Origin of the sequence: Achromobacter marplatensis (genome assembly GCF_049060505.1) — a bacterium.
GTDB lineage: Bacteria > Pseudomonadota > Gammaproteobacteria > Burkholderiales > Burkholderiaceae_B > Achromobacter > Achromobacter marplatensis_A.
In genome coordinates this window covers 237,325-262,263 of sequence record NZ_JBMGRB010000010.1, presented here as the reverse complement: position 1 = coordinate 262,263, position 24,939 = coordinate 237,325, and the positions used below count along the sequence as shown (strand labels likewise).

Annotated in this window: 20 protein-coding genes and 1 pseudogene; 7 read left to right on the top strand and 14 right to left on the bottom strand. The window is 63.8% G+C overall.

Annotated features, from left to right (window positions below; translation table 11 throughout):
- Positions 1-36: 36 nt before the first annotated feature.
- The 3 genes from ACI0FO_RS24005 to ACI0FO_RS23995 all read right to left on the bottom strand — a co-directional run bounded on the left by ACI0FO_RS24005 (position 37) and on the right by ACI0FO_RS23995 (position 3,561).
- Positions 37-1,959, bottom strand: coding sequence for a hypothetical protein (locus tag ACI0FO_RS24005; RefSeq protein ID WP_416030807.1), 1,923 nt, complete (start codon positions 1,957-1,959; stop codon positions 37-39).
- 9 nt (positions 1,960-1,968) lie between these two features.
- Positions 1,969-2,415, bottom strand: coding sequence for a CesT family type III secretion system chaperone (locus ACI0FO_RS24000; RefSeq protein WP_416030805.1), 447 nt, complete (start codon positions 2,413-2,415; stop codon positions 1,969-1,971).
- Between the two features lie 165 nt (positions 2,416-2,580).
- Positions 2,581-3,561: a LysR family transcriptional regulator gene (locus tag ACI0FO_RS23995; protein WP_416030803.1), complete on the bottom strand. Its 981-nt coding sequence runs from the start codon at positions 3,559-3,561 to the stop codon at positions 2,581-2,583.
- A 182-nt stretch (positions 3,562-3,743) separates the two neighbouring features.
- Between ACI0FO_RS23995 and ACI0FO_RS23990 the strand changes: the two genes are divergently transcribed.
- On the top strand, positions 3,744-5,066 hold the full coding sequence (locus ACI0FO_RS23990) for an MFS transporter (protein ID WP_416030801.1): 1,323 nt from the start codon (positions 3,744-3,746) through the stop codon (positions 5,064-5,066).
- A gap of 32 nt (positions 5,067-5,098) precedes the next feature.
- A complete protein-coding gene (locus tag ACI0FO_RS23985; RefSeq protein WP_416030799.1) occupies positions 5,099-6,412 on the top strand; it encodes an ArgE/DapE family deacylase in 1,314 nt (437 codons plus the stop codon).
- Here the strand turns inward: ACI0FO_RS23985 and ACI0FO_RS23980 are convergent.
- From ACI0FO_RS23980 to ACI0FO_RS23970, 3 genes are read right to left on the bottom strand one after another with little or no spacing between them, the layout of a single operon-like run.
- Positions 6,409-7,869 (bottom strand): TolC family protein, encoded by a 1,461-nt coding sequence (locus ACI0FO_RS23980; RefSeq protein WP_416030797.1) that lies wholly within the window; start codon positions 7,867-7,869, stop codon positions 6,409-6,411. The genes ACI0FO_RS23985 and ACI0FO_RS23980 overlap by 4 nt on opposite strands.
- Before the next feature lie 9 nt (positions 7,870-7,878).
- On the bottom strand, positions 7,879-9,021 hold the full coding sequence (locus tag ACI0FO_RS23975; protein WP_416030795.1) for an HlyD family secretion protein: 1,143 nt from the start codon (positions 9,019-9,021) through the stop codon (positions 7,879-7,881).
- 1 nt (position 9,022) lies between these two features.
- Complete coding sequence (locus ACI0FO_RS23970) at positions 9,023-9,445, bottom strand: DUF3302 domain-containing protein (RefSeq protein ID WP_416030793.1); 423 nt, start codon at positions 9,443-9,445, stop codon at positions 9,023-9,025.
- A 172-nt stretch (positions 9,446-9,617) separates the two neighbouring features.
- Here ACI0FO_RS23970 and ACI0FO_RS23965 point away from each other — a divergent pair, with 172 nt between their 5' ends.
- Together ACI0FO_RS23965 and ppk2 are read left to right on the top strand one after the other, a co-directional pair.
- The gene (locus ACI0FO_RS23965; RefSeq protein WP_416030791.1) at positions 9,618-10,547 is read left to right on the top strand and encodes a helix-turn-helix domain-containing protein; all 930 of its coding nucleotides are present in this window, start codon (positions 9,618-9,620) and stop codon (positions 10,545-10,547) included.
- Positions 10,548-10,694: 147 nt separating this feature from the next.
- Positions 10,695-11,513, top strand: coding sequence for a polyphosphate kinase 2 (gene ppk2 / locus ACI0FO_RS23960; RefSeq protein ID WP_416030789.1), 819 nt, complete (start codon positions 10,695-10,697; stop codon positions 11,511-11,513).
- Between the two features lie 21 nt (positions 11,514-11,534).
- On the opposite strand, the gene ACI0FO_RS23955 is transcribed toward ppk2, so the two are convergent.
- The 3 genes and pseudogenes from ACI0FO_RS23955 to ACI0FO_RS23945 form a co-directional block, all read right to left on the bottom strand.
- Positions 11,535-12,023: a DinB family protein gene (locus ACI0FO_RS23955; protein ID WP_416030930.1), complete on the bottom strand. Its 489-nt coding sequence runs from the start codon at positions 12,021-12,023 to the stop codon at positions 11,535-11,537.
- A 27-nt stretch (positions 12,024-12,050) separates the two neighbouring features.
- Positions 12,051-12,449, bottom strand: a pseudogene (locus tag ACI0FO_RS23950) (VOC family protein); the annotation flags it as partial.
- A gap of 21 nt (positions 12,450-12,470) precedes the next feature.
- Positions 12,471-13,487: a threonine ammonia-lyase gene (locus ACI0FO_RS23945; RefSeq protein ID WP_416030787.1), complete on the bottom strand. Its 1,017-nt coding sequence runs from the start codon at positions 13,485-13,487 to the stop codon at positions 12,471-12,473.
- A gap of 86 nt (positions 13,488-13,573) precedes the next feature.
- Between ACI0FO_RS23945 and ACI0FO_RS23940 the strand changes: the two genes are divergently transcribed.
- Both ACI0FO_RS23940 and ACI0FO_RS23935 read left to right on the top strand, forming a co-directional pair.
- Positions 13,574-14,908 carry a PLP-dependent aminotransferase family protein gene (locus ACI0FO_RS23940; RefSeq protein WP_416030785.1) on the top strand — a complete coding sequence of 445 codons (1,335 nt, stop codon included), beginning with the start codon at positions 13,574-13,576 and terminating at the stop codon, positions 14,906-14,908.
- A gap of 79 nt (positions 14,909-14,987) precedes the next feature.
- Positions 14,988-15,608, top strand: coding sequence for a glutathione S-transferase family protein (locus tag ACI0FO_RS23935; RefSeq protein ID WP_416030783.1), 621 nt, complete (start codon positions 14,988-14,990; stop codon positions 15,606-15,608).
- 29 nt (positions 15,609-15,637) lie between these two features.
- Here the strand turns inward: ACI0FO_RS23935 and ACI0FO_RS23930 are convergent, their stop codons facing one another.
- The gene (locus ACI0FO_RS23930; protein ID WP_416030782.1) at positions 15,638-17,971 is read right to left on the bottom strand and encodes a cytochrome P450/oxidoreductase; all 2,334 of its coding nucleotides are present in this window, start codon (positions 17,969-17,971) and stop codon (positions 15,638-15,640) included.
- Positions 17,972-18,066: 95 nt separating this feature from the next.
- On the opposite strand from ACI0FO_RS23930, the gene ACI0FO_RS23925 reads away from it, so the two are divergent.
- Positions 18,067-18,897, top strand: coding sequence for an IclR family transcriptional regulator (locus ACI0FO_RS23925; RefSeq protein WP_416030780.1), 831 nt, complete (start codon positions 18,067-18,069; stop codon positions 18,895-18,897).
- Here ACI0FO_RS23925 and ACI0FO_RS23920 read toward each other — a convergent pair.
- The 4 genes from ACI0FO_RS23920 to ligD form a co-directional block, all read right to left on the bottom strand.
- A complete protein-coding gene (locus ACI0FO_RS23920) occupies positions 18,887-19,870 on the bottom strand; it encodes a hypothetical protein (RefSeq protein WP_416030778.1) in 984 nt (327 codons plus the stop codon). The two genes, ACI0FO_RS23925 and ACI0FO_RS23920, sit on opposite strands and share 11 nt — an antisense overlap.
- Positions 19,871-19,887: 17 nt before the next feature.
- Entirely contained in the window at positions 19,888-20,679 is a 792-nt protein-coding gene (locus tag ACI0FO_RS23915) for a hypothetical protein (RefSeq protein ID WP_416030776.1), read from the bottom strand.
- An 81-nt stretch (positions 20,680-20,760) separates the two neighbouring features.
- Positions 20,761-22,335 (bottom strand): sensor domain-containing diguanylate cyclase, encoded by a 1,575-nt coding sequence (locus ACI0FO_RS23910; RefSeq protein ID WP_416030774.1) that lies wholly within the window; start codon positions 22,333-22,335, stop codon positions 20,761-20,763.
- An 80-nt stretch (positions 22,336-22,415) separates the two neighbouring features.
- A complete protein-coding gene (gene ligD, locus ACI0FO_RS23905; protein ID WP_416030772.1) occupies positions 22,416-24,938 on the bottom strand; it encodes a DNA ligase D in 2,523 nt (840 codons plus the stop codon).
- Between the last annotated feature and the right edge of the window lies 1 nt (position 24,939).

The following is a 24,939-nucleotide window of genomic DNA, read 5'->3' as shown; positions in this document are numbered from 1 at the left end:
GAATCCGGCAAATCTGAAGCGGAACGATTAAGTCGCTCAGGCATTCATTGTTTGCAATTCGATCCCGTCGGCAACAGGAGTCTGACCGCTCTGATGTTGACTGGCATCTTCAGAAAGGGAACGCTGATTCGGCACGAAACGTGCAACGTGACTGGGTAAACGCTGATTTCCAGGCGGCAGGGTGATATTCCTGTTTCTATCTGCTTTTTCGAACATCTCCAACAGTTCTTCGCTAAACCATCTGCGCAGGTCGTGCGGTGTGTTCTGCAGGTTTTCGAGAATAGAGCCTGCTATTGGGTCGTTGCTTTCGGGGTGCCATTGGCTGGCCTGTCTCAGATCTTCCTGTGCCAATTCCAATAGCGAGGCATAGGTCATGCGGGCCTCATCGTCGGCTACGGTACTCCCCATATCTCGCAAATGCGCAAGATGTGCCTGCGCCATTTTGCTGACGCGTTCATGTTGTCGCGTTGCGTTCGGTGTGCTTTCGAAATGCTGTTCATCGGCATCGCGAACATTTTCAGCAAGGTGCCGCAGCCATCCGCACAACTGCTCGACGGTTCCCTGATTGCGACCAAGCCTGTCCGCCCACGTCTCAATTTCATCTTTAGTGAGCAGCCGCCCCAATAGGGTTTCGACTCTTGGGCTCAACCAAGGATGGTCCTCCTTCAGGCCGCCCAGCACGGACGTTGACTTTCCCGCTTTGCCCGCTTGTACCCGTTCCGCTATTGTCGAGCACGCGGGCAGCCCTCCCTCGCCCGGAACGTGAATATCGATACCATCAAGCCGGGATTTTCCCAGCTCGATCAAGAGTTGCTGAATTTCATACAGCAGATACGCGCGAACAAATTTGGGATTTTGATTTTGCACGTTAAGGAGTGCCGCCAGTGGAGCTGGCGGCGCAAGAATTCCTCCCTTGGCCGGTCGCGCTGAAAAGCCATAGGGCGAGTTGACCAGCAAGCAATTCGCCAGGCTCTGACGAATGGAGTTAGGGATCGAGACTATCGCACCGAGGGGCGGATTAATCCACTTCTGAGCAGTGTCGCCGGGAATCAATTTGCTCAATGGCACTAGTAACTTAACCGCAAGGCTCGTGCTGACTTGGACCGCAAATTTCTGTGCGGTCATCATCCAACCTTTTTTAGTCGTGATATGACGGTGACTGGATGGTTCCCATTCCCTGGCGCCACTTATTCCGTCCAGTATTTTTCCGACCAATCCATTAAGCGCCCCGGCGGTGACCAGGACCAGGGGCGACGGCGTCGCATTAGCTGGCACATTGGTTGTAAGCGCCATGCCGCCGCCGAAAGTGGCATCCGTGATAGCGTGGGCCAATACGATTGCCCCCGATCTGTTGTCGCTTCGCAATCCCGGAATAAGCGGTCCGATAACAACAGAGAATGCCTCATTGGCAATCACTGACGTGATGTTCGCCACGCCAAATGTCATTGCGACGCTGGACGGCCCGATCTTATAGATGGCAAGCGTCGCTGCGAATGCCGCACCGCCTAAGCCCCCGCACAAATGCTTGACGTTTGCTTTCCTGTTTTCCGGCAGTCCTTTCATACAAGGCTGTTCGACCAAGTACTCCCCGAATTTGTGCCCAAGTAAGATGCACCCGCCCAAGCCGGCCACAGTCGGCACAGCGCCCGCGACCCATTTCAACTTGTCCGCGTCGGGGCTGTGCAGGATCAGGCCGCCCAGCGATTGTCCGCCGACGCAGATCCCTCCCTCTATGGCGCCTTTAAGTGTGCCCAACACCAAAGAACCCAGGGATGCGAGATAGCCGGTCGGTGCGCCCATGCTTAGCGTGGCGCTTTCGGGCGCACGGTGGTCCCAGGCTAGCGAGGGAATCCCCATGTCCTGGTTAGTACTATTGTTCTGGTCCTGTAATCCATGATGGTTGCGTTGGGCGTCAATGGAGTGAACGCGGCTTGATAGGCTTTGGAGCTTCGACCACATCGTAGTGACTCAACCGCGTTCATAAAGATGCGTTTGCATCTGGGTATCTGGAGCCGTTTGTGCCGCCCGTTCTCGCCATTCGGTAGCTTGTTGGGCCAGAAACTTGACGCTAAGGGCAAGTTTTCCCGCGGTCAGCTCGTCCAACGATTCGGTGCTCATCAGGACCACCCTACCGGTATCCGGCGCTAGTGAAAAAGTCGGGCTGCCCGCACCGGCGTAGAAATAGAGATTCGTGCGCAACAAATCCGCCAGGATCGAAGCCGTAGCGTGGCGGGGAAAGTCGCCGAAGTCGGTAAATATCATCATGTAGTTGGGAGTCGTCATGTCATCGTGGACGAATGCGAAGTCCACGCCGTCGGCCTGAAACTGGCCTTCTGCGAGCATTTTTTGGGCGTCTTGCACGCCCAAGTCGCTACAGAACTGCTGTAGTAGCGCCACATATTTGTGTTCTTGCATGCTTGGTCTGCGCACGCCATACGACGCGGGGCGCCTGGCTCTGCTCCACGGTCAAAGGTAAAACATGGTCAAAGGATCATGCTCGGTAACGATCGCGGGGCACGAGTTCCGTAATTTTTATGAACAGGGCTGTCGGGATTCCTGCCCGCGCTGGAGCTCTACGGCCTATGGCACGGCCACATCGTTCGAAGCCAAGCGCTCCGCCATCGAATAGCCATCGATGTAGTCCCGAAAGTGCTTAAGGAACGCCGCTTCCGCCGGCGTTGACGGCGCGTCGCGGTGCCAAAGCAGATGCAGCTCGACCGAGCAGACGCCTTCGCCCGGCGGCAGGCGCCACAGGCGTCCTTGCGCCAGGTCGGCTTGGACGCTGTGCTCGGGAAGGCAGCCGATTCCAAAGCCCGCGATGAGCAGGCGCTTGACTTCGTCATGCTGCGTCGACGATGCCACGATGCGGCCGGAAAAGCCGCGCTGGTCGCGGAATATGGTCAGCGGAGACAGGCTGTCGCCCAACGCATCACTGGCGAACGAGACGAAATTCTCGCCCAGCAGGTCCTCGATGCGGATATCCGGCTTGCCGAATAGCGCATGGTTGCGCCCGCAGAACAGCGCATACCGTTGCTGCAGGAACACCTTGCTTTCCAGGCGCTTCGGAATCTGCCGGCTTAGCGCGATCCCTGCCGTGGCGGCGCGTTGCTGCATCAGGGTGACGATCTCGCTGCTGGGCATCACGTCCATCTGCACTTCGATCCGCGGGAACGCGCGATGAAAGTCCGCCCAAAAGTCGTCATACACCGAGGAGTGAATCCGGCTGGCCACGAGCAGATGAATCCGCCCCGCCGCTTCAACTTCCGTTTGCGAGACCTCGGTCAAGAGCTGCGACACGTTGCCATAGATGGCTTGCGCAGCCCGGCATGCCTCTTCGCCAGCATTCGTTACCGTGAATGCCATGTTGTGCCGCTCGATCAGGCGTCGCCCAAGCTGGTCTTCAAGGCGCTTAAGCGCCTGGCTGACCGCGGACTGGGTCAGGTGCAGTTTGGTGGCGGCCCCGCTGATGCTGCGTTCCTGAACAATGACCAGGAAAGTACGCAGCAGGTTCCAGTCGAGCCGATCACCGGTACGGGTCTCGGGAAGCATCGAAGCGGTCATGGGTGTGGCGTCGGGTTAGCCGGTGTTTGGCGCCATGGCGCACAAGAACGCGGAAAGTGCGGGCAATTTCGCTACAGATCAATTTAGCTTAAGTCGATTATTAAAAAGCATAAATTGACGTTATGTCTAGCTCGGAGCGATAAACGCGCCTTCGATCAATGATATTCAGCGAAGAGGAATCCATGGCCGCTTCCGCCAGTCCTTCCACGGCGCGCCAGCCCGTCCGGGCCGCCACCGCCGCATTCGTCGGCACCACCATTGAATGGTATGACTTCTACATTTACGCCACGGCCGCCGCCTTGGTGTTCGGCAAGGTGTTCTTTCCCACCGCGGACCCGTTCATCAGCACCATGGCATCGTTCGGCACCTTCGCCGCCGGTTTTTTGGCCCGTCCGCTGGGTGGGGTGATTTTCGGACATCTGGGCGACCGGGTCGGCCGCAAGAACGCGCTGATGGCGACCCTGATCATCATGGGCGTCGCGACGGTCGGCATCGGGTTGCTGCCCAGCTACGCCACCGCCGGCTTATGGGCCCCTGCCCTCCTCCTGCTGCTGCGGTTGGCGCAAGGCCTGGCGGTCGGTGGAGAATGGGGCGGCGCCGTCTTGATGGCCGGTGAACACGCCTCGCAGCGCCGCCGCACCTTCGCCGCGTCGTTCGCGCAGTTGGGCAGCCCGGCTGGACTGATCCTGTCGCTGCTCGCATTCCGGCTATTGACGACGCTGGATGAGGCCGACTTCGTTAGCTGGGGGTGGCGCGTGCCTTTCCTGATCAGCGCCGTCCTGCTGCTGGTGGGCTACTTCATCCGGGTTGGCGTCAACGAGTCGCCCGATTTCGCTCGGGTGCTCGAACGCCAGGAACGCGCAGAGATTCCTGCCAAGGAAGTGCTGCGCACCGCGTGGCGCACGGTCTTGTTGTGCATGGGCGTGTGCACGGTCGCGATCGGCGGCATCTACTTCACGAATACGTTCATGCTGTCGTACACCACGCAGACGATGGGCCTGCCTCGCGCGCTGATCCTGGATTGCCTGTTCGTGGTCGCCATCATCCAGTTCGTGGTCCAGCCGCTGGCGGCCTGGCTGGCCGACGTGGTGGGCCCCGGCCGCGTCCTGCTCACGGCCGCGGCGTGCTCGGTCTTGGCGCCTTATCCGATGTTCATGCTGGTCAGTCAGGGCACGGCCTTCAGCATCATCGCCGGTATCTCAATCGTGCTGGTCTTCATGGCGGCGATCTATTCGGCGATGGCGGGATACATCAGTTCGGCCTTTGCCACGCACGTGCGCTATTCGGGCATTTCGCTGTCGTATCAGCTTTGCGGCGCCGTCGCGGGCGGCATGACGCCGCTGATCGGCACTTGGCTGACCTACCACTATCCCGGCCAATGGCTGCCCCTGGCGATCTTCTATTCGACGTTGTCCGCCATCACGCTGGTCTCGCTCTGGGCGTTGGCCGGCCATAAACGGCGCCTGGCCCTGCACACCTCGCACGCCGCCGCGTCGGCCGCATGACCCCCGCTATCCCCACTTCAGAAGGAATCCGCATGACGCCATCCACTACGCCGCTCGCGCTGACCGACGCGCAGACCCGACGCATCCTCGAGGCGGTCGACGCCCGGTTCGACGCGCAACTTGCATTTACCCAGGATCTGGTGCGGTTCCCGTCCCTGCGCGAGCAGGAGCATACGGCCCAGGATTTTCTATATGAAGCGATGCGCGAACGCGGTTTCGCGATGGACCGCTGGCGGATCGATGTCAAGGATATCGAATCGCATCCCGGCTTCGGCCCCGTGACGGTCTCTTATGAGAACGCCTTCAACGTCGTCGGCACCTACCGCCCCGACACGCAAACGGGCCGTTCACTTATCTTGAACGGGCACATCGACGTGGTTCCGACTGGGCCGGTCGACATGTGGAGCCGCTCGCCGTGGGATCCGGCGATCATCGACGGCTGGATGTATGGCCGCGGCGCGGCGGACATGAAAGCGGGCCTGGCCGCCAATCTGTATGCCTACGACGCGGTGCGCGCCGCTGGGTACGAGCCGGCGGCCCCGATCTATTTCCAGTCGGTCGTCGAAGAGGAATGCACGGGCAATGGCGCGCTGGCGGCGCTATTGCGCGGCTACCAGGCTGACGCCGTGATCATTCCCGAGCCCGAAGAGAACATGCTGGTGCGCGCCAACGTCGGCGTGCTGTGGTTCAAGGTGCGCGTGCAGGGCCACCCGACGCATACCCGAGAGATGGCTAATGGCTTCAACGCCATCGACGCGGCTTATGCCGCGATCGAAGCGTTGCGCGGCATCGAGACCAAGTGGAACAGCGAACACCACTGCCACCGGCACTTCGAGCATCTTGACCACCCCATCAACTTCAACATTGGCAAGATCGCGGGCGGCGACTGGCCGTCGACGGTTCCGCCCTGGTGCGAGTTCGATGTGCGGGCGGCCATCTATCCCGGAACCACTGCCGACGAAGCCCGGGAGCAGATCGACGCCTGCCTGCGCGACGCGGCGTCCGACCGCAGGTTCGGCGGCACGCCGCCCCAAGTGACCTACACCGGCTTCTATGCCGAAGGCTATGTGCTGGAGGAAGGCAGCGACGCGGAAAACACGCTGCGCGAATGCCACAAGCAGGCGTTTCACAGTGAGCTGGAAAGCTTCACCACCCCCGGCTACCTTGATGCGCGCGTGTTCGTGATCTACGGCAACATGCCAACGCTGGTCTATGGCCCGAAATCACTGGATATTCACGGGTTCGACGAACGCGTTCACATCGAGTCGCTTCGGCTTATCACCAAGGCCATCGCGCTCTTTATTGCACAATGGTGCGGCGTCAACGAGGCCGCGCCTCAAGGCTAAGGCGCCGGGCCGTCGTCTGCGGGCGGCGGGCGCGCCACGGCCGGGGCCGCCTGCGGTTGCGGCGCAAAGTGGCCGCCCAGCGCAAGATGCAGGTTGACGCGCTGGACCAGCCGCTGGGCGCGAACGCGCATCAGGTCGCTCTGCACGCGCAACAGATCGCGCTTGCGCTGCAGGACATCAAAATCGTCGAACTGTCCGATCTGCCGTTGCACCAATGCCAGCTCCAAGGCGCGGCTGCTTTCGGAAAACTGGCGCTGGATCGCCCGTTCGCGCAGGGCCAACTGCTGTTCGCCCGTCAGACCGTTCTCGACTTCGCTCATCGCGATGAGAATCGCGCGCGCATACAGCGCCAGCGCCTCACGCTGCTGCTCGGTACGCAACTCCAGCGTGATCTGCCGACGCCCGGCATCGAACAGCGGCCACGTCAACGCCGCGCCCACAGGGAATACCCAGCTTTGCATGCTGGTCGCCAAGCCGGAATAGTCCTTCGTGAAACGCCCCGCTCCGGCGAATATCGCAATGGCCGGCAACCGGGCCGCTTTCGCTTCTTCCGCGCCGAAGTACGCCGACACCAGCCGCTCACGCGCCGCGACGAGGTCGGGCCTGCGGTCCAGCAGGTCCAACGGCAGGCCCGGGGCCAACGCGGCGGGCGCGTCCGGAATGGGCTCGTCGGCCTGCGCGGCGCCGGCGGGGTAACGGCCCAATATCAGCTCCAGCGCCCGCAACGCTTGCGCCCGGGCCTGTTCGCGCTGGGCAACCACGTCAGACGCGGCGGCGACTTGCTCGGTCCAATGCGCGACATCCATTTCGCTGACTTTGCCGATGTGTCGGCGGTATTGGATCAGGTTGAGCTGCTTGCCCGTCGTATTTTCCAATTCTTGCGCAAGGGCGAGCTGACCGCCGGCCTCAAGGGCGGCCAGCCAGCTTCGGGCGGTCAATGCGCCGATGGATTGGCGTGCATAGGCGTAGTCCGCCTCCGCCGAGCGGTAGCCGGCCTCGCCCGCCTTCCTTTCCGCCCGCGCCCTGCCCCACAGGTCGATCTCCCAGTTCATCAGGACCGCATAGCCATTGGCCGAAAAGGCGCTGCCAGGCGTGGGGTCCGTTGCCGTTCGGGCGCCCAGGCCAACGGTGGGCAGTAAGTCCGCGCCCGCCAATCTGGCTTGGTGCGCCGCCTGCTGCATCCGGCTTGCGGCGACGCGCAAGTCCAGGTTGTTGGCCAGCGCTTCATCGATCAGTACTTGCAGCGTGCCGTGTTCGGAAAAGCCGGCCCATTGAGGCGCGAACGCGGCGGCTTCTGCGCTGGCAACCCACTGGGCCGGCACTTGCGTGCCCGCCATGGCTTGCTGATACAACGCGTCTTTGGCAGGTAGGTCCAGGTTGGCGCAGCCCGCCATCCAAACCATGGCGCTGCATACCGTTGCAAGGATGCGAGGGGCGGTCGTGCGGCGCGCGGGCATCTGGTCCTCTTAGTGAAGCTTCAGAACCAGGTAATCAAGCTTGGCGGACACGCGGAATATCACTTTGCGAACCATATGCAGCGCGCCCAGGCTATCGGTGTAGATGGCCGCCTTGCCGCGCGCGCCCATGGCCAGGGCCATGTCTTGCGGCGTCTCAAGATCAATGCGTACCGCATACTGCATGGGCGCTGCGGCGTGGTCGCCCTCGGAGGTCGTGCCTGGCAGCAGCCCGGATGCCTGGAACTGCCCCTGCGAGGTCGCCCAGACGATCGAATCCACCTTGCCCTTGAAGACGTGCCCCGGCACGGTGCGCAGCGACACCTCCACTTCGTTGCCAGGCTTCACTTTCGTCAGCTGATTTTGGTCGAAGAACGCGATCACTTGCTGCGTGGTCTCGACGAACGACATGATGGGACGTATAGGTAGCGCGGCCGCATACGACCCCACTCGGGCTTGCAGGTTGATCGCATAGCCGTCGGCCGGCGCGTAAAGCGTCGTCTGCGCAAGTTCCCATTTCGCCGTATCCAGCTCGGCCTTGACTTGCGCCACGGCCACTTGGTCCCCCTCGAACACTGCCCCCACGCTCAGCCGGACCTTGCGTTCCGTTTCCCGCGCCGCCTCCCAGTTCGCAAGCCGGACCTTCAGTTCGCTTTGGAAGCTCTGCACGTCATATTGGCTGCCGGCGCCACGCGCCGCCAGGGCGGTGCTTTGGCGGAGCCGCATGCGGGCGAGTTCGACTTGCGCCAAGGCGGCCGCTGTCATCGCTTGCGCCGACGCGAGGTCCCGGTCCAGGGACTGCTGGCTCGCCTGCGCATCCACCAGCTTGGCTTCCAGCTGCCTGACCTTCAGTTGATAGGGCTCGGCGTCCAGGCGCAGCAACACATCGCCCTTTTTGATCGGCCGGTTTCCCTCCACCGCGATTTCCGTCACCCGCCCGGTCACCCGGGGGACGATTTCGACGACGTAATTGACCACCCGCAATTCCGTCGACGATGGCGTGACGACATTGATCGTCAGGACAAGCGCCGCCAACCCCGCCGCGCCCACCGCGACCACCCCGACCTGCGACTGGATGTTCCAGGGAAGCAGCTTCAGCTTAATGAATACAAGCCAAACCAGCAGCCCATAGACGACACAGATGAGCTCTAGCATGTCATTCCCCGGTGGGGCCGGCCGCCGGCGATGGCGCGGGCGCCGCTTCCTGGGGGCTTGGTTGCGGGTCATCGTCGTGCACGTCGCGGCCGTAAGCCAGCCGGTATCCGACCGGTCTTGTATGGGCCCACAACCAGGCAAAGGGCCAGAGCATTCCCCCGAACGCCAAGGACAGCAGGCAAAGCGATTTGATCGCCTCGGCCTGGGGATGGCGCCGCTTTTCGGCGATGACTTCCGGCAAGACGTGCAGTTTCCAGAAGATCCAGATGGCCAGAATGGGAACCAAGACCAGCACCACCCAGACCAGCACATCGGCGATGGCATCTTCCAGGTGCCCCCCAGCTGCGTGGCCGGTGACCGGCAACAGCGTCGCCGCGATGGCCAGGATGACGACGTGTCCGCGTCGCGGATTGGCAAGAAACATATCGAACCCCCTTTTCCCAATGGGATGCCGGTGTTCCAGCACGTCGTCGGGGTGGTCTTCGCTTCGGAATGCCTGCGCAGGAGCGCCTGTACCGCATTTTCACCAGTGACCGCGCCGTAAGTCCATGCTAATTTCGGCAATATGTAGTCAGCTCCCACCTGCGGAGGGCCGCATGGACCTTCAGCGATTCGAGTCGTTCGATGCGTATGCGGACGCGATATTCGATGCGGACGCCCGGGTTTTTCTGCTGGGATCCAGAGACGGCGGTTGGGGGATCGGTCATCTGGATGTGGACGGTATTGATGTCCAGCACGGCATCGCGGCGGTGCCGAACCTGTGCGAAGGGGTAGGATGGCCTTCGCATTTGACGCTGCTGCTGTCCCAACCGTCGCCCAGCCCCACTTGGCTGAACGGCGTGCCGTTCAACCCCGGATCCTTGGGGGTTCTTGCGCCCGGCAAAGGGTTCGTCTTCCGGGCCGCCGGACCCAATGAATGGATCACCATCGCGGTGCCGGTCTGTTCGGCCTTGTTCGCGGGCGGCAGCGCCGTGGCCCAGACGCTGCGGCAATGGGCGCGCGTTGGCGACATCGTCAGCGCGGACCGTCTGCAATTGGCTGCCTTGCGCGAAGCCGCGTTCATGTCGATGGCGCCCGCCTGCCCGCCCGCCATCGGCCGCCGCCTGCTGGAACTGCGTCTGGCCCACCTTATCGCGTCTCGCTTCCCGAACCGTCGCGGCAACGGGCGGCGCGGTTCGCCGATGCCGCTGTTGTGCGAGACCGCGTTGGCGGTCTTTCGCAACCATGCCCATGCCCTGGACGTGGACGGCCTGTGCAAGGGTTTGAGGATCAGTCCGCGCAGCCTGAGGGATTTTTCGCAAGCCTGCTTCGGCATGGCGCCTGGGCACTACCTGCGCCTGCGCAAGCTGCATGCCGTTTATCTGGACCTGGCAACCGGTGCCGACCGGCGGATCACGGTGGCGGATTGCTTCCTGCGGCATGGTTACCCCTATTCCACGTATGCGGCGGCGCGCTACCGCGCCCTTTTCCTTGAAACGCCATCCGAAACACGGCACCGGCGAGGTCCGCAGGACCCGGAATGCTGACAGGTTTTCGCCGGAATCATCATGGACTTGCGTTGGCGTCGCGCCGCACAATCCAAAGACCGCCGCTTCAAGCGCCGGCTAGCATCGATTGCCCCTCGGGTTCGCCTACGCAGATCAAGGAGTGGAATGATGGCCAGGAAAGAAGCAATGGAAGCAACGGAAGCGGCGGAAGACGGCGGCTTGCCCGCGCAGGAGCGGCTGTCGGCGAAGACCTATGAACAGGAGTTGGCGCGTCTGCATGTTGAACTCGTCAAGCTTCAGCAATGGGTCGTCCATTCCGGCGCCAAGGTCTGCATTTTGTTCGAAGGCCGCGACGGCGCCGGCAAAGGGGGAACGATCAAAGCCATCACCGAGCGCGTCAGCCCGCGCGTATTTCGCGTGGTCGCCCTGCCGTCGCCCACCGATCGGGAGAAGACGCAGATGTACGTGCAGCGCTACCTGCCCCACTTGCCCGCCGCCGGCGAAATCGTGATTTTCGACCGCAGTTGGTACAACCGCGCCGGCGTCGAGCGCGTAATGGGCTTTTGCACCAAGGAACAGGTCAAATCCTTCTTGAAAGCGGTTCCGCTGGTCGAGCGCGCCATCATCGAATCGGGCGTAATCCTGCTTAAATACTGGCTTGAAGTCAGCGAGGCCGAACAAACGCGCCGGCTCCAGGCGCGGATCCACGACGAACGCAAAATCTGGAAGCTCTCGACGCTGGACCTGGATTCCTACGGCCATTGGTATGACTATTCCCGCGCACGCGACGATATGTTCGCGGCGACGGACACGGAGTATGCGCCGTGGTTCGTTGCCGACTCGAACAACAAGAAGCGCGTGCGGCTGAACATCATCAGCCATATCCTCCAGAGCATTCCGTACAAAGGGCTTGCCCGGGCGAAGGTCAAGCTGCCCAAGCGCCAAAAGCCCCAAGGCTATCGCGAGCCCGACCATTCGCGCATGAGTATTCCGCGGAAGTTCTAGCGCCGCGACGGAAAACGGCGATCACGTCCCTTTCCTATGGTGGTCGCGGATGAATACGGGCAGATCGTTGGACGGCGGCATCGCCGGCACCTGATACATCATGTCGCCCACAAAGCCGCGGTGATACGTGCCATGGTTGACCACATGCAATACGATTTGCTCTTGTGTCATGACGCCTTCACCGCCGCCAACAAACGTGAAATGCACGGGTTTGGCCAGGTCTTCGTCCCGCCACGCGTCGACAAGCGCGATATACCACCGGTCCATCGCCTGGACCGCGTCCCATAGATCGGCCACGGGCGGCGTATGTTCCGTGTTGCGAGACGTATAGCCGTGCGGTTTGCCTAACAGGTGATGCTTGAAAATGTCGTCAATGACATAAACGTGGTTCAAGGTATGGACCATATTGCCGAACCGGGTGGGCCGGGGACGCAGGGCCTCGCCGTTCGGCAACTGCATGACGGCGTTGAACGTCAGGCCGTTTGCCCAGGCCTTGTAGCGAACCAGCATTTTCAGGGTATCCGTGGCGCAGGCGCACCGGGCATCGGCGCGGCATACCAGATGCACCTTGTTTCCGTCGGGATCGTGAAGGTACGCGCCGTAATAATCCGCGCCGTAATGCGGCCGGGGGCCAGGCGCGCCGCAGTCGGCACCCTGCGCGGCGATGCCTGCGGCATAGGCGGCATCCACCGCCGCCGGGGTCGGCGCTTGAAATGCCACCATGCTGCCGTTGCCGGCGCTGGCGGCTTCGCCGTCGAACGGCAGATAGGCATAGAAGCGCGGCAGGTTTTTCCCTGGGGCAATCCAGCACAGCGACGCCGGCCCGCCGTCGGGTGCGACCGCGCGCCGGATCAGGCCCAAGGGCTGCAAAACGGCATCATAGAAGGCGCCGGCCCGATCGAGATCGCGGCTGCCTACCGTCACGTGACTAAACATGGTTGTGGTTTCCTGGTGGATTCAGACCTGGCGCAGCGCGGCCGCGGTCAGATCAAGGTCGGCGTTGCGCCCGGATAGCGTGACGGCAACGGTTCGGCCGTCCAGCGGAATCTTCCCCGACAGTACTGCCGCCAGCGCAACCGCCCCGCCAGGCTCGACCGCAAGGCCGAATTCGCTTAAGGCGACGCGCATGGCGGCCTTGGCGTCGTCATCGGTCACGGCGAGCGTGCCCGCCAGGCGCCGCCTGATGATTTCGAACGGAAGCTTGGCCATGTAGAGCCCGCTGATCGCGTCGCAAATCGAATGGCCGCCTGGCGCCAGATCGACGCACTCGCCTGCGGCCAGCGACTGCGCCATCTTCTGGAACCCCTCGGCCTCCACGGCATAGACCTGGGTGGCGGGCGAGGTTTCGCTCAGGCCCAGCAGGCAACCCGCCGTCAGCCCGCCGCCCGAACAACAGGTCAGCAGCACATCGATACCGGTGTTCAATCTGGCGGCTTGCGCGGCCATTTCCAGCGCGACCGTGCCGGCACCCGCCACGACCCAGAAGTCGTCCGCCGGGGGTACAAGCAAGCGTCCCTCGCGTTGCGTGACGTCGGCCGCCACGGCGGCCAGGTCTTTCATCGGCACGGTGATGACGCGCGCGCCATAGGCGGCAATCCGCTCGACCTTGGCCGCCGGCGCCGTGTCGGGTACGACGACCACTGCCGACGTGCCCATGAGACCGGCGCAATAAGCTACCGCAAGGCCGTGATTGCCGGAGGAACGCGCCACGATGCCGCGCCGCCGCTCATCGTCGGTCAGCGTGCCGACCCGATTGGCCGCCCCACGCAGCTTGAACGACCCCGTCACCTGCAGGTTTTCCGCCTTGACCAGTAGCCGGCCGCCATATTTCTGGTTGAGAAAAGGCGATTCCAGCAACGGGGTCTCGGTGCAATAGCCGCGGATTCGGCCTGCGGCCGCCTGTACGTCGCCATAGGTGGGAAGCCGGCCAATAGCAGCAGCGGGAGCAGGAGCGGAAGCATTGATACGCAACATGGGCAATCCGGTGTTATCTTGTGCGGCAAGAATTGCACGGACTTTATATCGATGCAATGTAAACATTGCCCTCGGAGCAATTAGCCATGCCGGATTTTCGTGCCATCGCCGATGCCGTCGCCGCGGAAATCGCGTCGGGCAAACTGCCGGCGGGTTCTCGCCTGCCGCCGCAAAGAACCTTTGCCGACGACAGGGGGATCGCGGCCTCGACGGCAAGCCGCGTCTACGCCGAGCTGACACGCCGCGGCCTCGTCGCCGGCGAAGTCGGGCGCGGCACGTTCGTTCGCGCGCCGGAAGCCTTGCGTGCCGTTCGCATCAGCGAAGCCGCCGATGCGCCCATCGACCTGCAATTGGCCATCTCGTCTTCGTTGGAACAAGCCGCCTTGATGGCGCCGGCCGTGCAAACGTTGGCAGGGCCCGCAGCGCTTTGGAATACGTTGCGCGCCCCGGGCCCCTATGGCCCCGAAGGCGCCGGCCTGACGGTGGCCCAATTTCTGGCCGGCTCAGGCTGGACCCCCGATCCGGCAGGCATCCTCTTCGCCGGCGGCGGGCGTCAGGCCATCGCTTGCGCCTTGGCAGCGTTGGCTAAACCCGGAGACCGGGTGGGCGTCGAGCCGCTGACGTATCCGTCGATCATCCGCACCGCCGCCCGCCTGGGCATTCAACTCGTTCCCATCGATATCGACCGCCAGGGAATCGACCTTGACGCGCTGGCCAGGACCCATGCCGCGAAGCCGCTTGCCGCGATCTACATCCAACCGACGCTTCATAATCCGCTGGGCATATCGATGACGCCTGAACGCAGGCAAGCATTGGCCCATTGGCTTGAGGCGACCGGTCTGTACTGCATTGAAGACGCCGCGTTCGCGTTCCTGTCGGACGCGACGCCGTTGGCGGCGCACGCGCCCGACCACGTCGTGCACATCAATAGCATGCAGAAACGCCTGGCGCCGGGAATCGGCGTCGGCTTCGTGGCCGCGCCTGGCCCGGTCAAGGACGGCATTGCCGCCGTCATGCGCGCAGGCGGCTGGATGGCGCCGTCCCTGTCCATGCGGCTGGTAATGTCCTGGATCGCGGACGGGACAGCCGTCCAAGTGGCCCGCCTGAAGCGCAAGGATGCCCGCGCGCGGCAGGCGCTGGCGGCTCGCATCCTGGGAACGGACCGGATTCCCGCCGACACCGACGCGTTCCACACCTGGCTGGACTTACCGCAAGCCTGGAGCGCCGACGCCTTTACGGCCGCCGCCGCGCAGCAAGGCGTCGCTATCACGCCTTCCGGCGCGTTCGCGGTCACGCCGGGCCGCGCTCCGAACGCGGTGCGTCTTGCGCTGTCGTCTCCCCCGCTGCAGGACCTTGAACGGGGGTTGCAGATCATCCGGGCGCTGCTGGCCACCACGCCCAGCGATGCGCCAACCGAGTAAGAGTTTGCTATCGTGAATGGCAACCGGGTCCCAGAAAATTGACCCGCCCGCTGTCCGCCCCAACCGATAGAGGATGACGATGAGCCGTTGGACTTTTTATTCCGCCCCTGGCACCTGTGCGCTGGCTACCCATATCGCGTTGCACGAGGCGGGGGCCGATTTCGACTTGGTCAAGCTGGATTTCAGCGCCGGGCAGCAGCAAAGCCCGGCGTACCTGCGCGTGAACCCCAAGGGCCGGGTGCCGGCGCTGGCGACCGAGCAAGGCGTGCTGACCGAAACCCCCGCCCTCCTCGCCTTCGTGGCGCAGCGGTTTCCCAAGGCAAGATTGGCGCCGCTGGGCGACCCGTTCGCGTTCGCGCGGATGCAAGAGCTGACGAACTATCTGGCGGCGACGGTTCACGTAGCCCATGCGCATAAGCGGCGTGGGGCGCGATGGGCGGATGATCCTGCCGCGCACGAGGCCATGCGTGCGAAAGTACCGCAGACGATGACGGCCTGCGCCGCGTATCTAGAGGGCCAGATCGCCGGCCCGTGGGTGGCGGGCAATGACTACAGCGTGGCCGACGGCTACCTGTTCACCATCGGCAGCTGGCTTGACGGCGACGGCGTCGACATGACGCAGTTTCCGAAGTTGGCCGCCTATCTGGCGCGTGTCGGAGAGCGGCCCGCGGTGCAGCGGGCGCTTGCCGACGCCCGCTAGCCAGTCGATCCAGACGTCCGCCGCTCCGTTCAAAGCGCCAGCACGATGCGCTGGCCGCAGGCGCGCGAACAACAACTCATCATTTTTCGGTTCGCCTCGCGTTCGGCGCGGGTCAGCACCACGTCGCGATGATCGATATCGCCGGCCAGCACGCTGACCTCGCAGGACCCGCACAGGCCTTCCTCGCAATCGCTTTGCACGTCGATATTGGCGGCGCGCAGTGCGACCAGCAGCGTCTGGTCGGGACGCACGGTGACCACCAATCCGGAATCTTTCAGTTCCGCCTCGAAGGCATGCTCGCGGTCGGGGTCCAGCGTGCCCAGCGTGGAGTGGAAGTGCTCTACCCGCAGCGCATCCTGCGGCCAATGGGCGCAGGCTTGTTGCAGGGCGTTCAGCAGGCGCTCCGGTCCACAGGCGTAGATCTGCGCGTTGGGGTCCGGCTGCGCCAGCAGCGCGCCGAAGTCGTTGCGCGTGCCCTCGTCGCTGGCATACACGTGCAGCCGGTCGCCATGCAAGGCGGCCAGCTCGTCAAGCAACGCCATGCCGGCGCGGGCCCGGCCGCTGTAATGCAGCTCGTAGTCCATGCCGAGTTCCCGCGCGCGCCGTGCCATGGCGCTGATTGGCGTAATTCCGATGCCGCCGGCGATCAGGACCGCCCTGGCCGCGCCTTCGTCCAGCCGGAAGTGGTTGCGCGGGCCGCGCACGCGCAGGCGCTGTCCCGGCTTGACGTGGTCATGAACCCAGGCGGAGCCGCCGCGGCCGTCGGCTTCGCGCAGCACGGCGATGCGCAAGCGGCGGGTATCCGAAGGATCGCCGCAAAGCGAGTATTGGCGTGACAGGCCGGTATTGCCGCATTCAATGTCGATATGCGCGCCGGGCGCCCAACGGGGCAGCGCCTTGCCATCGGGAGAAGCCAGCGTCAGCATGAGGATGCCGCGTGCGGCGGGCTCCACGCGTTCAACCACCAGGTTGCGCGCGCTGGCATGGGCAGAGGGCTCGCCGATGCGCACCGGCTGGCGCTGTTGCAGCAGGCCAGGCTGACGGCGTTCGGGGTTCTGCGCCGGATCCCATTCCACCCGCAGGTGCTCCGGCCCGCGGAACGAGGTATTGGGCACATAGGTGAACTGCTGTGGCGACAGGCGCAGGTGCGGCAGGCGCCGCGTGAGTTCTTCCAGGAAGATCTGCATTTCCATGCGCGCCAGGTTCTTGCCCATGCATTGGTGGGCGCCATACCCGAACGTGAGCTGGTCGCTGGCGTTGTCGCGGCGGATGTCGAACAGGTCGGCGTCCGCGAAGTGGCGTTCGTCATGGTTGGCGGACGCACTGACGATCAAGAGCTTTGCCCCGGCCGGGATCGGCGTACCCGCAATAGTGGTGTCGCGCGTGGCCAGCCGGCGCCACGCGGCCACCGAACCGTTGTGCCGCAGGCATTCCTCGACCGCGTTGGGAATCAGGGAGGGGTCTTCGCACAGCTCGCGCCAGGCGTCGGGATGCTGCAGCAGCAGTTTCAGCGCGTTTGCCGAGGCGTTGGCGGTGGTTTCGTGCGCGGCCACGATGCCCGCCATCATCATCGAATGCAGGTAAGAGTCGGTCACCACATCGGGGTAGTCGCGTTGCTTGCGAATGCCGTATTGCATCCAGCCAGGCTGGTCCGGATCCTGGCGCATCTTGTCCAGGATCTTCCCGGCCAATTGCCAAAAATTGCCGACCGCGTGCGCCACCGCCACTTGCTCTTCGGGCTTGGGCCGGCCCCAGGTATTCACGGTGTGCGCGATGGAATAACGCCGCAGCAGGTCCATGTCCTCTTCGGGAACGCCCAGGAAATGCAGCGCCACCGTCAGCGGGACTTCCCAAAGCAACTGGTCGACCAGGTCGGCGCTGCCGTCGTCGATGAAGCGGTCGACGTATTCCCGGGTCAGGCGCCGCACCATCGGTTCGTGGTGCTTCAGGGCATCGGGCGTGAAAGGCTCCATCAGCACGCGCCGCCGGGGCATGTGGGCCGGTTCGTCTTCGTTGACCAGCGTGCGGTTCATCGCGTAGCCGTAAGACGCCAACACCGCGTTGGCTTCCGGGCCGGTCGGCGTGATCTTTTCCAGCGCGATGGATGGGCTGAACGTGATGTTGTCGCGGAAGATGGCCTTGATGTCTTCGTAGCGGGTCACCACCCAGTAGCCGAGTTTCGGGCTGTAGAAGACGGGTTCCTGTTCGCGCGCCCAGCGCACATATTCCGGCGGGTCCTGTTGGTAGCCGTCGCCAAAGGGATCGAATTCGGCGGCGCGTTCGCTGACGTGCATCGGGCAGCCGTCGGCGTCGGCTGCGGCGTGGACCGGACAGCCGGACGAGGATTGGGCGGATTGGGACATGTCTGCACTCCGGATGTCATAGATGTTATGCGTAAATCATATACGCATTGCGTAATTGGATAAACCGGGTTTAACCTTTGGCTCTTCCCTAGCCGATGCCGCCCATGACCGCCACCGAACTCCCGCGACCCCGCGAACGCCGCCAGCGTGTGCAGGCGGCCGAAACCAGTATGGCCGTGCTGAAAGCGCTGGGCCATCTGGGCGGCCGCGCCGGGCTGAGCCTGATCGCCGCCCGGATCGGCGAGAGTCCCGCCAAGGTGCATCGCTACGTGGTCAGCCTGATGGAAGGCGGGCTGGTCGGGCAGGACGCCGCCACGCAGCAGTACTACCTGGGGCTAGAGACGTTGCTGCTGGGCGTGGCCGCCATGCGGCAAGCGGACCCCATACGTTTGGCGGAAGCATCGCTCGTCCGTCTGCGCGAAGAGCAGGAAGTGACGTGCTTCGTCGCGGTGATGGGCAACAAGGGCCCTACCATCGTGCGGTTCGAAGAGCCCGGGCTGCCCGTCACGGTCAACGTGCGCGTGGGCTCGGTGTTGTCGATGCTGTGGTCCGCCACTGGCCAGGTCTTACTCGCGACGCTGGATGAAAACGCGGTGCGCGCGCTTGCCCAGGCCGAGCTGGATGCGGCCACGCCCGAGCAGCGGGCGATGCTGCACGCCGACGATCCGATCGGTACCCTGCGCCGATCGGTGTTGGCGGCGGGCTGCGCCGTCGTGCGCGACACGAATCTGCGCGGCATCAGCGCCGTATCCGCGCCCATCTACCGCTACGCCGGCCGGCCGTGCGCCGTGCTGACCGCATTGGGCGCCACGGGCGGCTTCGACGCGTCGCCTGACGGCCCCGTGGGGCTAGCCGTGCGCCGCGAGGCGCAGGCCATCAGCCGGCTGCTGGGCGACACGTCCCCGCAGGAAAGCGTCAGAAGCTGACCGCCAAGCCGACGGAAAAGCCCGACACATTCTGGCCGACGACATATCGGCCGACCAACCGGGTCCGGGTGATGAACACGTTGTAGGCGCTGGAATCCAGTTCCAGGCCCGCGCCCACCGAGGTCAGGCGGTCGAAGCCCAGCACGCCGCGCTGGTCGCCCAGAAATTCGGAATGGGTCAGTTCCAGCACGTAGCGCAGCGGGCGTTGCAGCATCGTCAACCCCGTCGGAGCCCGGTAGCGCGCCCACAGGTTCGCCGACTGCGCGATGGCGTTGCCCTGGACGGCGGCGGAACTGGCGAAGCTCTTCAATCGGATGTCGGAATACCGCAGCTCTACATCCACTTCGTAGCCAGGCCGGTAGTGTTCATAGTCCAGCATGAGCGACCCGCCCAGGCCATAGGCGTTCAGCGAGCCCTTGTCCAGGAACGTCACGTCGTGTCCGGTCTGGCGGCCGACGTACCAGCTGGCCGCGCGCAGGTCGCTGGTGACGTTGCCCAGGGCGACGTTGAAAATGGGGCGTAACTTCAGTTCGTCGGTCAGCTTGAAGTCCCACCCGATCCCGCCGGTCGCGGAGACGCTGTTCCACTTGGCGGGAATCTTGCGGGTTTCCATGCCTTGCGAGGCGACGAATGTCGGGTCGTAGCGGCTGCCGGCCAGGACGCCTTCCAGATAGATGGGGACCGATTTTGAAATCGTGTCGCCGCCGCCCAGCTGCGTCATGTAGAACTCGGTCGATCCGGTCGTGCCGCCACCGCCGCCGATCGACAGCGCGCTGGTCGTGATGTCCGGGACGATCGAAAACGACATCAGCGCCAAGACGCCGTTGGCGCGCTTTTGCAAGTCGTCCTGCGTCAGCCTGATGGTCGGCTGCGCGGTGGCCGCCCCGCCGGCCACGCACGCCTGCGTGGCGATCAGCCACGCCGATATCCGCCTGGCTGTCCTGCCCGAAACCCGTGTTTTTCGGTCCGCCATGCCGTTTCTCCGCTTCGCTATTTCATGGCGCCCGCTGCGGCGCTTCCCATGGCCTGGCGCTGCGACAGCAACAAAGTGTCGCTTTGGTCGATCCGTATTGCGCCGATGCGCGGGAACTCAAAGTCCACGATGATGTAGAGCGCCGCCGTCATGACCAGCGCATAGATGATTTGGTGAAACAGGGTGTCGCGCTTGGCGCCAGCCAGGTTCAAGCCGATCAGGCAGGCGCAGACCAGCGCCAGGAAGCCCAGGAACGCGTAGGTGACGATAGGCGGGTGCACCTTCTGCGCAACGGTCTGGGCAGTGGAAACGTCGAACATGTCGTTGACCGACGCGATGTATGACGCGGCGAACGGCGGTACGGTGTTCCTGCCCGCCGCGATCGAGCTCTTCCAGATTTCATTCTGGATTGCGCCCACTTTCGCCGCAATGGCGTCACGCTTGTCCAGGTCGGCGACGTGCTTGTAATAATTGACGCGCTCATCCACGTAACGGCGGAATTGTTCGCGCAGTTCCGGCTGGTCGGACGCATTCAGCAGATCAATGCGCAGCCAAGCCGTGCCGATGGCGTTGACCTCGGTGACGAGCAGGTTCCGGCGGTCCGCCATCCGCTGCGCGGCACCCGAAAACGTGAATGCGATCAGTAAGCCCAACAAGGCGAAAACAGAGGCTTCGATGGCGGCCGAGCCTGCCGTGCCTTTGTCTTCCGCACCGTCACGCAAGCCTATTAGCCGTCCGAACCGGATGGCCCCCAACAACAGAAAGAAGAAGACGACCGCCGAACCTGCCAACACAAATGAATAGTTCACATTGCCACCCTACGCCAGGTCTTTATTGATTGGACACGTTGGAAAAGCGGAACAGACATTCGAACAAAAGCGGGAAGCCACTTAGGACGGCAGGCCCTCCTTCCAGAGCGTGACGCGGTTGCGTCCGGATGCTTTCGAGGCATACAAGGCTTGGTCCGCGCATTTGACCACCGCCTGCGGGGATTTTCCATGCTGAGGCCATAACGCGATACCGACCGACACTGTCACATGGCCGACGCCGTCCGGCATGGGCTTTTTGGCCACGTCGGCGCGAATGCGCTCCGCGGTGTGCAGGGCGATGTCCGGTGTCGGGGCCGGCACGATCACGATGAATTCCTCGCCGCCTACCCGAAATGGCCTGTCCTGCTGCCGAACACTGTCGCGCAGGGTTTTTGCCAACAAGATCAAGACCTTGTCGCCAACCGGGTGGCCAAATACATCGTTGACTTGCTTGAAATGGTCCAGGTCCAGCGCGATGACCGCGAACGGCGTGCCAGCAGCCGCCAGCTCCTCGAAACGCAGTTCAAGCGCGCGCCGGTTCATCAGGCCGGTCATCGGGTCGGTCATGGTCTGGGTGTTCAGGCGGCCGACTTCGTGTCGGTGTTGCGCCAGCGTGGCGATCAGCGCCTCGCGCAGCTTATCGGCTTCGAAATACCAGGTTTTCAGCAGGCTGGCCCGCGGGCCTTGCCGGTCTACCGCTTCGGGGCTGCCCATGGCGCGGGTCAGGCGGGCCAACGGCCGGGCGATGGCGTAGGCCAGCCCGCACACCAATATCAGGGTGACGATCACGGCGGGAATGGCGAAGCGCAGGGACTCGGCCAGTAGCGTCTTCAGGGGCGACAAGGCCTGCTCCAGCGGCCGCTGGATGACAACCGCCCATTTCCCTTTCGTAATCGGCGCGTAGCCGGCCAGCACCGGATGGCCCGACGCGTCCTGGACTTGTGCCGAGCCCGGCCCCGATGTGGGCGACACATCGGCCTTGACCAGACTGAGCACGCTTTCATCTGGACCGCCCGTGCCGTGGCTGTACAGCACCCCGCCGTCCACGTTGACCAAGTAGACGGACGCGCCATCGTCATAAGGGTGTTCACCGATCAGCCGGTCCAGCCGGCTGCCGCGCTCCAGGACGACGACCGCCGCGACGAAACCGCCTGGCGCGTCCCCCTTGCCGGGCACCCGTTCCACCAGCATCAACGCGGCCCGCTGGTTCTCATGCTGGCAGCACGGAACGACCCAATCCGCCGGGCGCCGTTCTTTCATGCCCAGCTCGACCAGCGTATTGAAGGCAGACAGCTGCGCGGGAGCCTGATCGGAACGGGCAATGACAACGCCCTCGGCGTCGGCAAGCAGCACGGCGGAAACGCCCTGCGCCTGCGCGGCAACGCGGGACAATTCGGCCGTGAGCCCCTGGGGGTTGTCCTGTGTATCGGACAGGCGGCCGGCGCTGGTCTTCAATTGCCGATGCAGCGCATCGATATATAGATTGATGAACTCGGCCAGTTTTTCCGCATAGGCCACGTTGGAGGCCAGCGAATTTTTGACGACCTGCGCCTTCTGCACCTGATAGCCGGCGTAGAGCGCGTTGAAAAAGCCGATCGCCACGCTTAGCACCGCCAGGGCGATGAGCACCGTGAACAAGCTGACTTTTCTTTTCATCGTGGAGGATCCCGCCCGCTATCGGCCTGCAAAGCAGCATACAGAATCATGCAAAACGGGTCCACACCCTCGACAACCGCTTACTTGCCCGGTTTGAAGTCCATGGCGTCCATGGCGGGCCGGACGGCCTGCGCCGCATACCCCTCCCAAGGCGTGTTGCCCGCGTCCAGCCGGGAATGGATATTGGCGATGGTCCAATGCGCGCCACTGCTGAGTTTCGCCAGTTCTTCCCATGCCACGGGCACCGAGACCCCTAATCCAGGGCGCGCCCGGGCCGACCAGGCGGCGACCGTCGTGGCGCCGAAGCCGTTGCGCAGATAGTCCACGAACACCTTGCCGACCCGGTTTTTCGGCCCGCTCTTGGCCACGAAGATCTGCGGCAGCGTGGCCGCCAGATGCGCGACGATCGTCTGCGAGAACGCCTTGATGGTGTCCCAATCATGTTGCCGCCGTAGCGGAACCACCACATGCAGTCCCTTGCCGCCGCTGGTCTTCAGCCAGGCGGTCAGGCCGATTTCGCTCAGCATCGTCTGCACCAGCTGCGCCGCCTGCTGCAGGGTCGGCCACGCCACGCCTTCCCCCGGATCCAGGTCGAACAACATACGGTCCGGTTTATCGATGGCCGTCTTGACGGCGTTCCAGGTGTGGAATTCCACCACGTTCATCTGCACGGCGGACATGATGGCCTGGGGCGTCGGCACTTCCAGCAACGGCGGATGGCCGGGGTCCAGGCGGGCGGGCAGGGACTTGACGCCGGGCATCGCGGCTTCCAGGTGCTTCTGGAAAAACAACTCGCCCTGGATCCCGCCGGGCGCGCGCAGGAACGACACGGGGCGTCCCGTCAGGTGCTCCAGCAGTAGCGGCGCGATCAGGCCGTAGTAGCGCGCCAGGTCCAGCTTGGTCAAGCCTGTCGAAGGATCGATGACCCGCTCGGGGTGCGTCAGCCTGCCGATCTTGCCGGCGGCCTTGGGCGCTTCCGTGGTGGTCTTGGCGGGTTTCGCAGGCGCCTTGGGGCGGTCAGCCGCAGCCGATGCGCGTGGCGCCCGCACCGCCTTTTCGCGGGTGATGTCGCGCGCCGGCTTATCCGCGCGCAAGCCCCGGAATACGGAATGGCGGATGTGGCCGCCGGTGGTCCAGCCGGAGAAAGACACTTCGGCGATCAGTTGCGGCTTTACCCACCGCACGCCCCTGCCCTGCCCGCCTGTCACCGGTTTATCGTCGGTCTCGATGCGGGCGAGCTTTTCCTGAAGCGAAATCAATCCTTCGTTGTCGAACCCGGTGCCCACCTTGCCGGCGTAACGCAACGCCCCGTCGTCCTCGTGGACGGCCAGCAACAGTGCCCCCAGCCCCGCGCGGGCGCCTTGCGGCGCGGTATAGCCCACAATGACGAATTCCTGCCGGCGGCCGCACTTGATTTTCAGCCAGCTATCGGACCGGCGCGACACGTAGGGCGCCGACTGGCGTTTGGCGATGATGCCTTCCAGCCCCATCTTGCAGGCGGACGCCACCAGGTCGGTCGGCGCCTGTTCAAACGTTTCGCTAAAGCGCAGGCGATCGTCGTCGGCCGTGGCCATCAACTGCGCCAGTAACGCCCGCCGCACGCGCAAGGGCTCCCGGCGCAGATCCCTTCCCCCGATGAACGGCAGGTCGAACGCATAGAACACGATGCCGCCGGTCGCATCGCCATCGAAGGCATTTTGCAGCGCCTGGAAATCGGGCACGCCTTGCTTGTCCAGCACGACGACCTCGCCGTCTACCCAGGCGCATTTCGCCGGCAGCCGGCCGAAGGCCTTGACCAGATGCGGCAGTTTCGCGCTCCAGTCGTGCCCGTTGCGGGTGTGAAGGCTGACCTTGTCGCCGTCCAGCCGCGCCAGCAACCGATAGCCGTCGAACTTCAATTCATAAAGCCAGTCCGCCGAATCGGACGGGATGCCGTCCGCCAACGTAGCCAACTGAGGCGTCAGCGCCGCCGGCAACTCGGCCGCCTGCCCCGGCAGTGGCGCTTCCTTAGGGGTTGGCTCGGCCGGCGGCGCCCGTTTTGCGGCTTTCTTGGCGCGCAGCGGCACGACGCTGTCGGGCATTTCATCCACGACACTGAATTCGCGTTCGGGCCGCGCAAACTCATCCTTGTCTTTGATCAGCAGCCAGGGCGACTGCTTGTCGGACGCCTTGCCCTTCATTCGTACCAGCGCCCAACGGCCTTGCATCTTACTGCCCTGCAAGTCGAATTTCAGGTGCCCTTCCCGGTAGCCCTTGCGCGCATCCCCAACGGGCATCCAGCGGCCCTCGTCCCAGATAATGACCTTGCCCGCGCCGTACTGACCTGCCGGGATCTGGCCTTCGAACTGGTTGTACGCAATGGGGTGATCCTCGACCTGCACGGCCATGCGCTTGACGCTGGGATCGTAGCTGGGGCCTTTGGGCACCGCCCAGCTTTTCATCGCCCCGTCCAGCTCCAGCCGGAAGTCATAATGCAGCCGGCTTGCCCAGTGTTTCTGGATGACGAAGGCCCGCGCCTGTTCGTTGGCTTCGCCGCCTTCAGCGGGCTCCGGCGTAACGGTAAAGTCGCGCTTCTTGCGATAGGTCTTAAGGGTGTCAGCCATG

Coding starts and splice junctions, on each gene's coding strand:
- ACI0FO_RS23965 (WP_416030791.1), top strand. CDS start 9,618: ATGGACCTTCAGCGATTCGAGTCGTTCGATGCGTATGCGGACGCGATA.
- ACI0FO_RS23975 (WP_416030795.1), bottom strand. CDS start 9,021: ATGCTAGAGCTCATCTGTGTCGTCTATGGGCTGCTGGTTTGGCTTGTA.
- ACI0FO_RS23930 (WP_416030782.1), bottom strand. CDS start 17,971: ATGTCCCAATCCGCCCAATCCTCGTCCGGCTGTCCGGTCCACGCCGCA.
- ACI0FO_RS23970 (WP_416030793.1), bottom strand. CDS start 9,445: ATGTTTCTTGCCAATCCGCGACGCGGACACGTCGTCATCCTGGCCATC.
- ACI0FO_RS23985 (WP_416030799.1), top strand. CDS start 5,099: ATGACGCCATCCACTACGCCGCTCGCGCTGACCGACGCGCAGACCCGA.
- ACI0FO_RS23910 (WP_416030774.1), bottom strand. CDS start 22,335: ATGAAAAGAAAAGTCAGCTTGTTCACGGTGCTCATCGCCCTGGCGGTG.
- ACI0FO_RS23955 (WP_416030930.1), bottom strand. CDS start 12,023: ATGCTGGTTCGCTACAAGGCCTGGGCAAACGGCCTGACGTTCAACGCC.
- ACI0FO_RS23935 (WP_416030783.1), top strand. CDS start 14,988: ATGAGCCGTTGGACTTTTTATTCCGCCCCTGGCACCTGTGCGCTGGCT.
- ACI0FO_RS23920 (WP_416030778.1), bottom strand. CDS start 19,870: ATGGCGGACCGAAAAACACGGGTTTCGGGCAGGACAGCCAGGCGGATA.
- ligD (WP_416030772.1), bottom strand. CDS start 24,938: ATGGCTGACACCCTTAAGACCTATCGCAAGAAGCGCGACTTTACCGTT.
- ACI0FO_RS23995 (WP_416030803.1), bottom strand. CDS start 3,561: ATGACCGCTTCGATGCTTCCCGAGACCCGTACCGGTGATCGGCTCGAC.
- ACI0FO_RS24005 (WP_416030807.1), bottom strand. CDS start 1,959: ATGTGGTCGAAGCTCCAAAGCCTATCAAGCCGCGTTCACTCCATTGAC.
- ACI0FO_RS24000 (WP_416030805.1), bottom strand. CDS start 2,415: ATGCAAGAACACAAATATGTGGCGCTACTACAGCAGTTCTGTAGCGAC.
- ACI0FO_RS23980 (WP_416030797.1), bottom strand. CDS start 7,869: ATGCCCGCGCGCCGCACGACCGCCCCTCGCATCCTTGCAACGGTATGC.
- ppk2 (WP_416030789.1), top strand. CDS start 10,695: ATGGAAGCAACGGAAGCGGCGGAAGACGGCGGCTTGCCCGCGCAGGAG.
- ACI0FO_RS23925 (WP_416030780.1), top strand. CDS start 18,067: ATGCCGCCCATGACCGCCACCGAACTCCCGCGACCCCGCGAACGCCGC.
- ACI0FO_RS23945 (WP_416030787.1), bottom strand. CDS start 13,487: ATGTTGCGTATCAATGCTTCCGCTCCTGCTCCCGCTGCTGCTATTGGC.
- ACI0FO_RS23990 (WP_416030801.1), top strand. CDS start 3,744: ATGGCCGCTTCCGCCAGTCCTTCCACGGCGCGCCAGCCCGTCCGGGCC.
- ACI0FO_RS23940 (WP_416030785.1), top strand. CDS start 13,574: ATGCCGGATTTTCGTGCCATCGCCGATGCCGTCGCCGCGGAAATCGCG.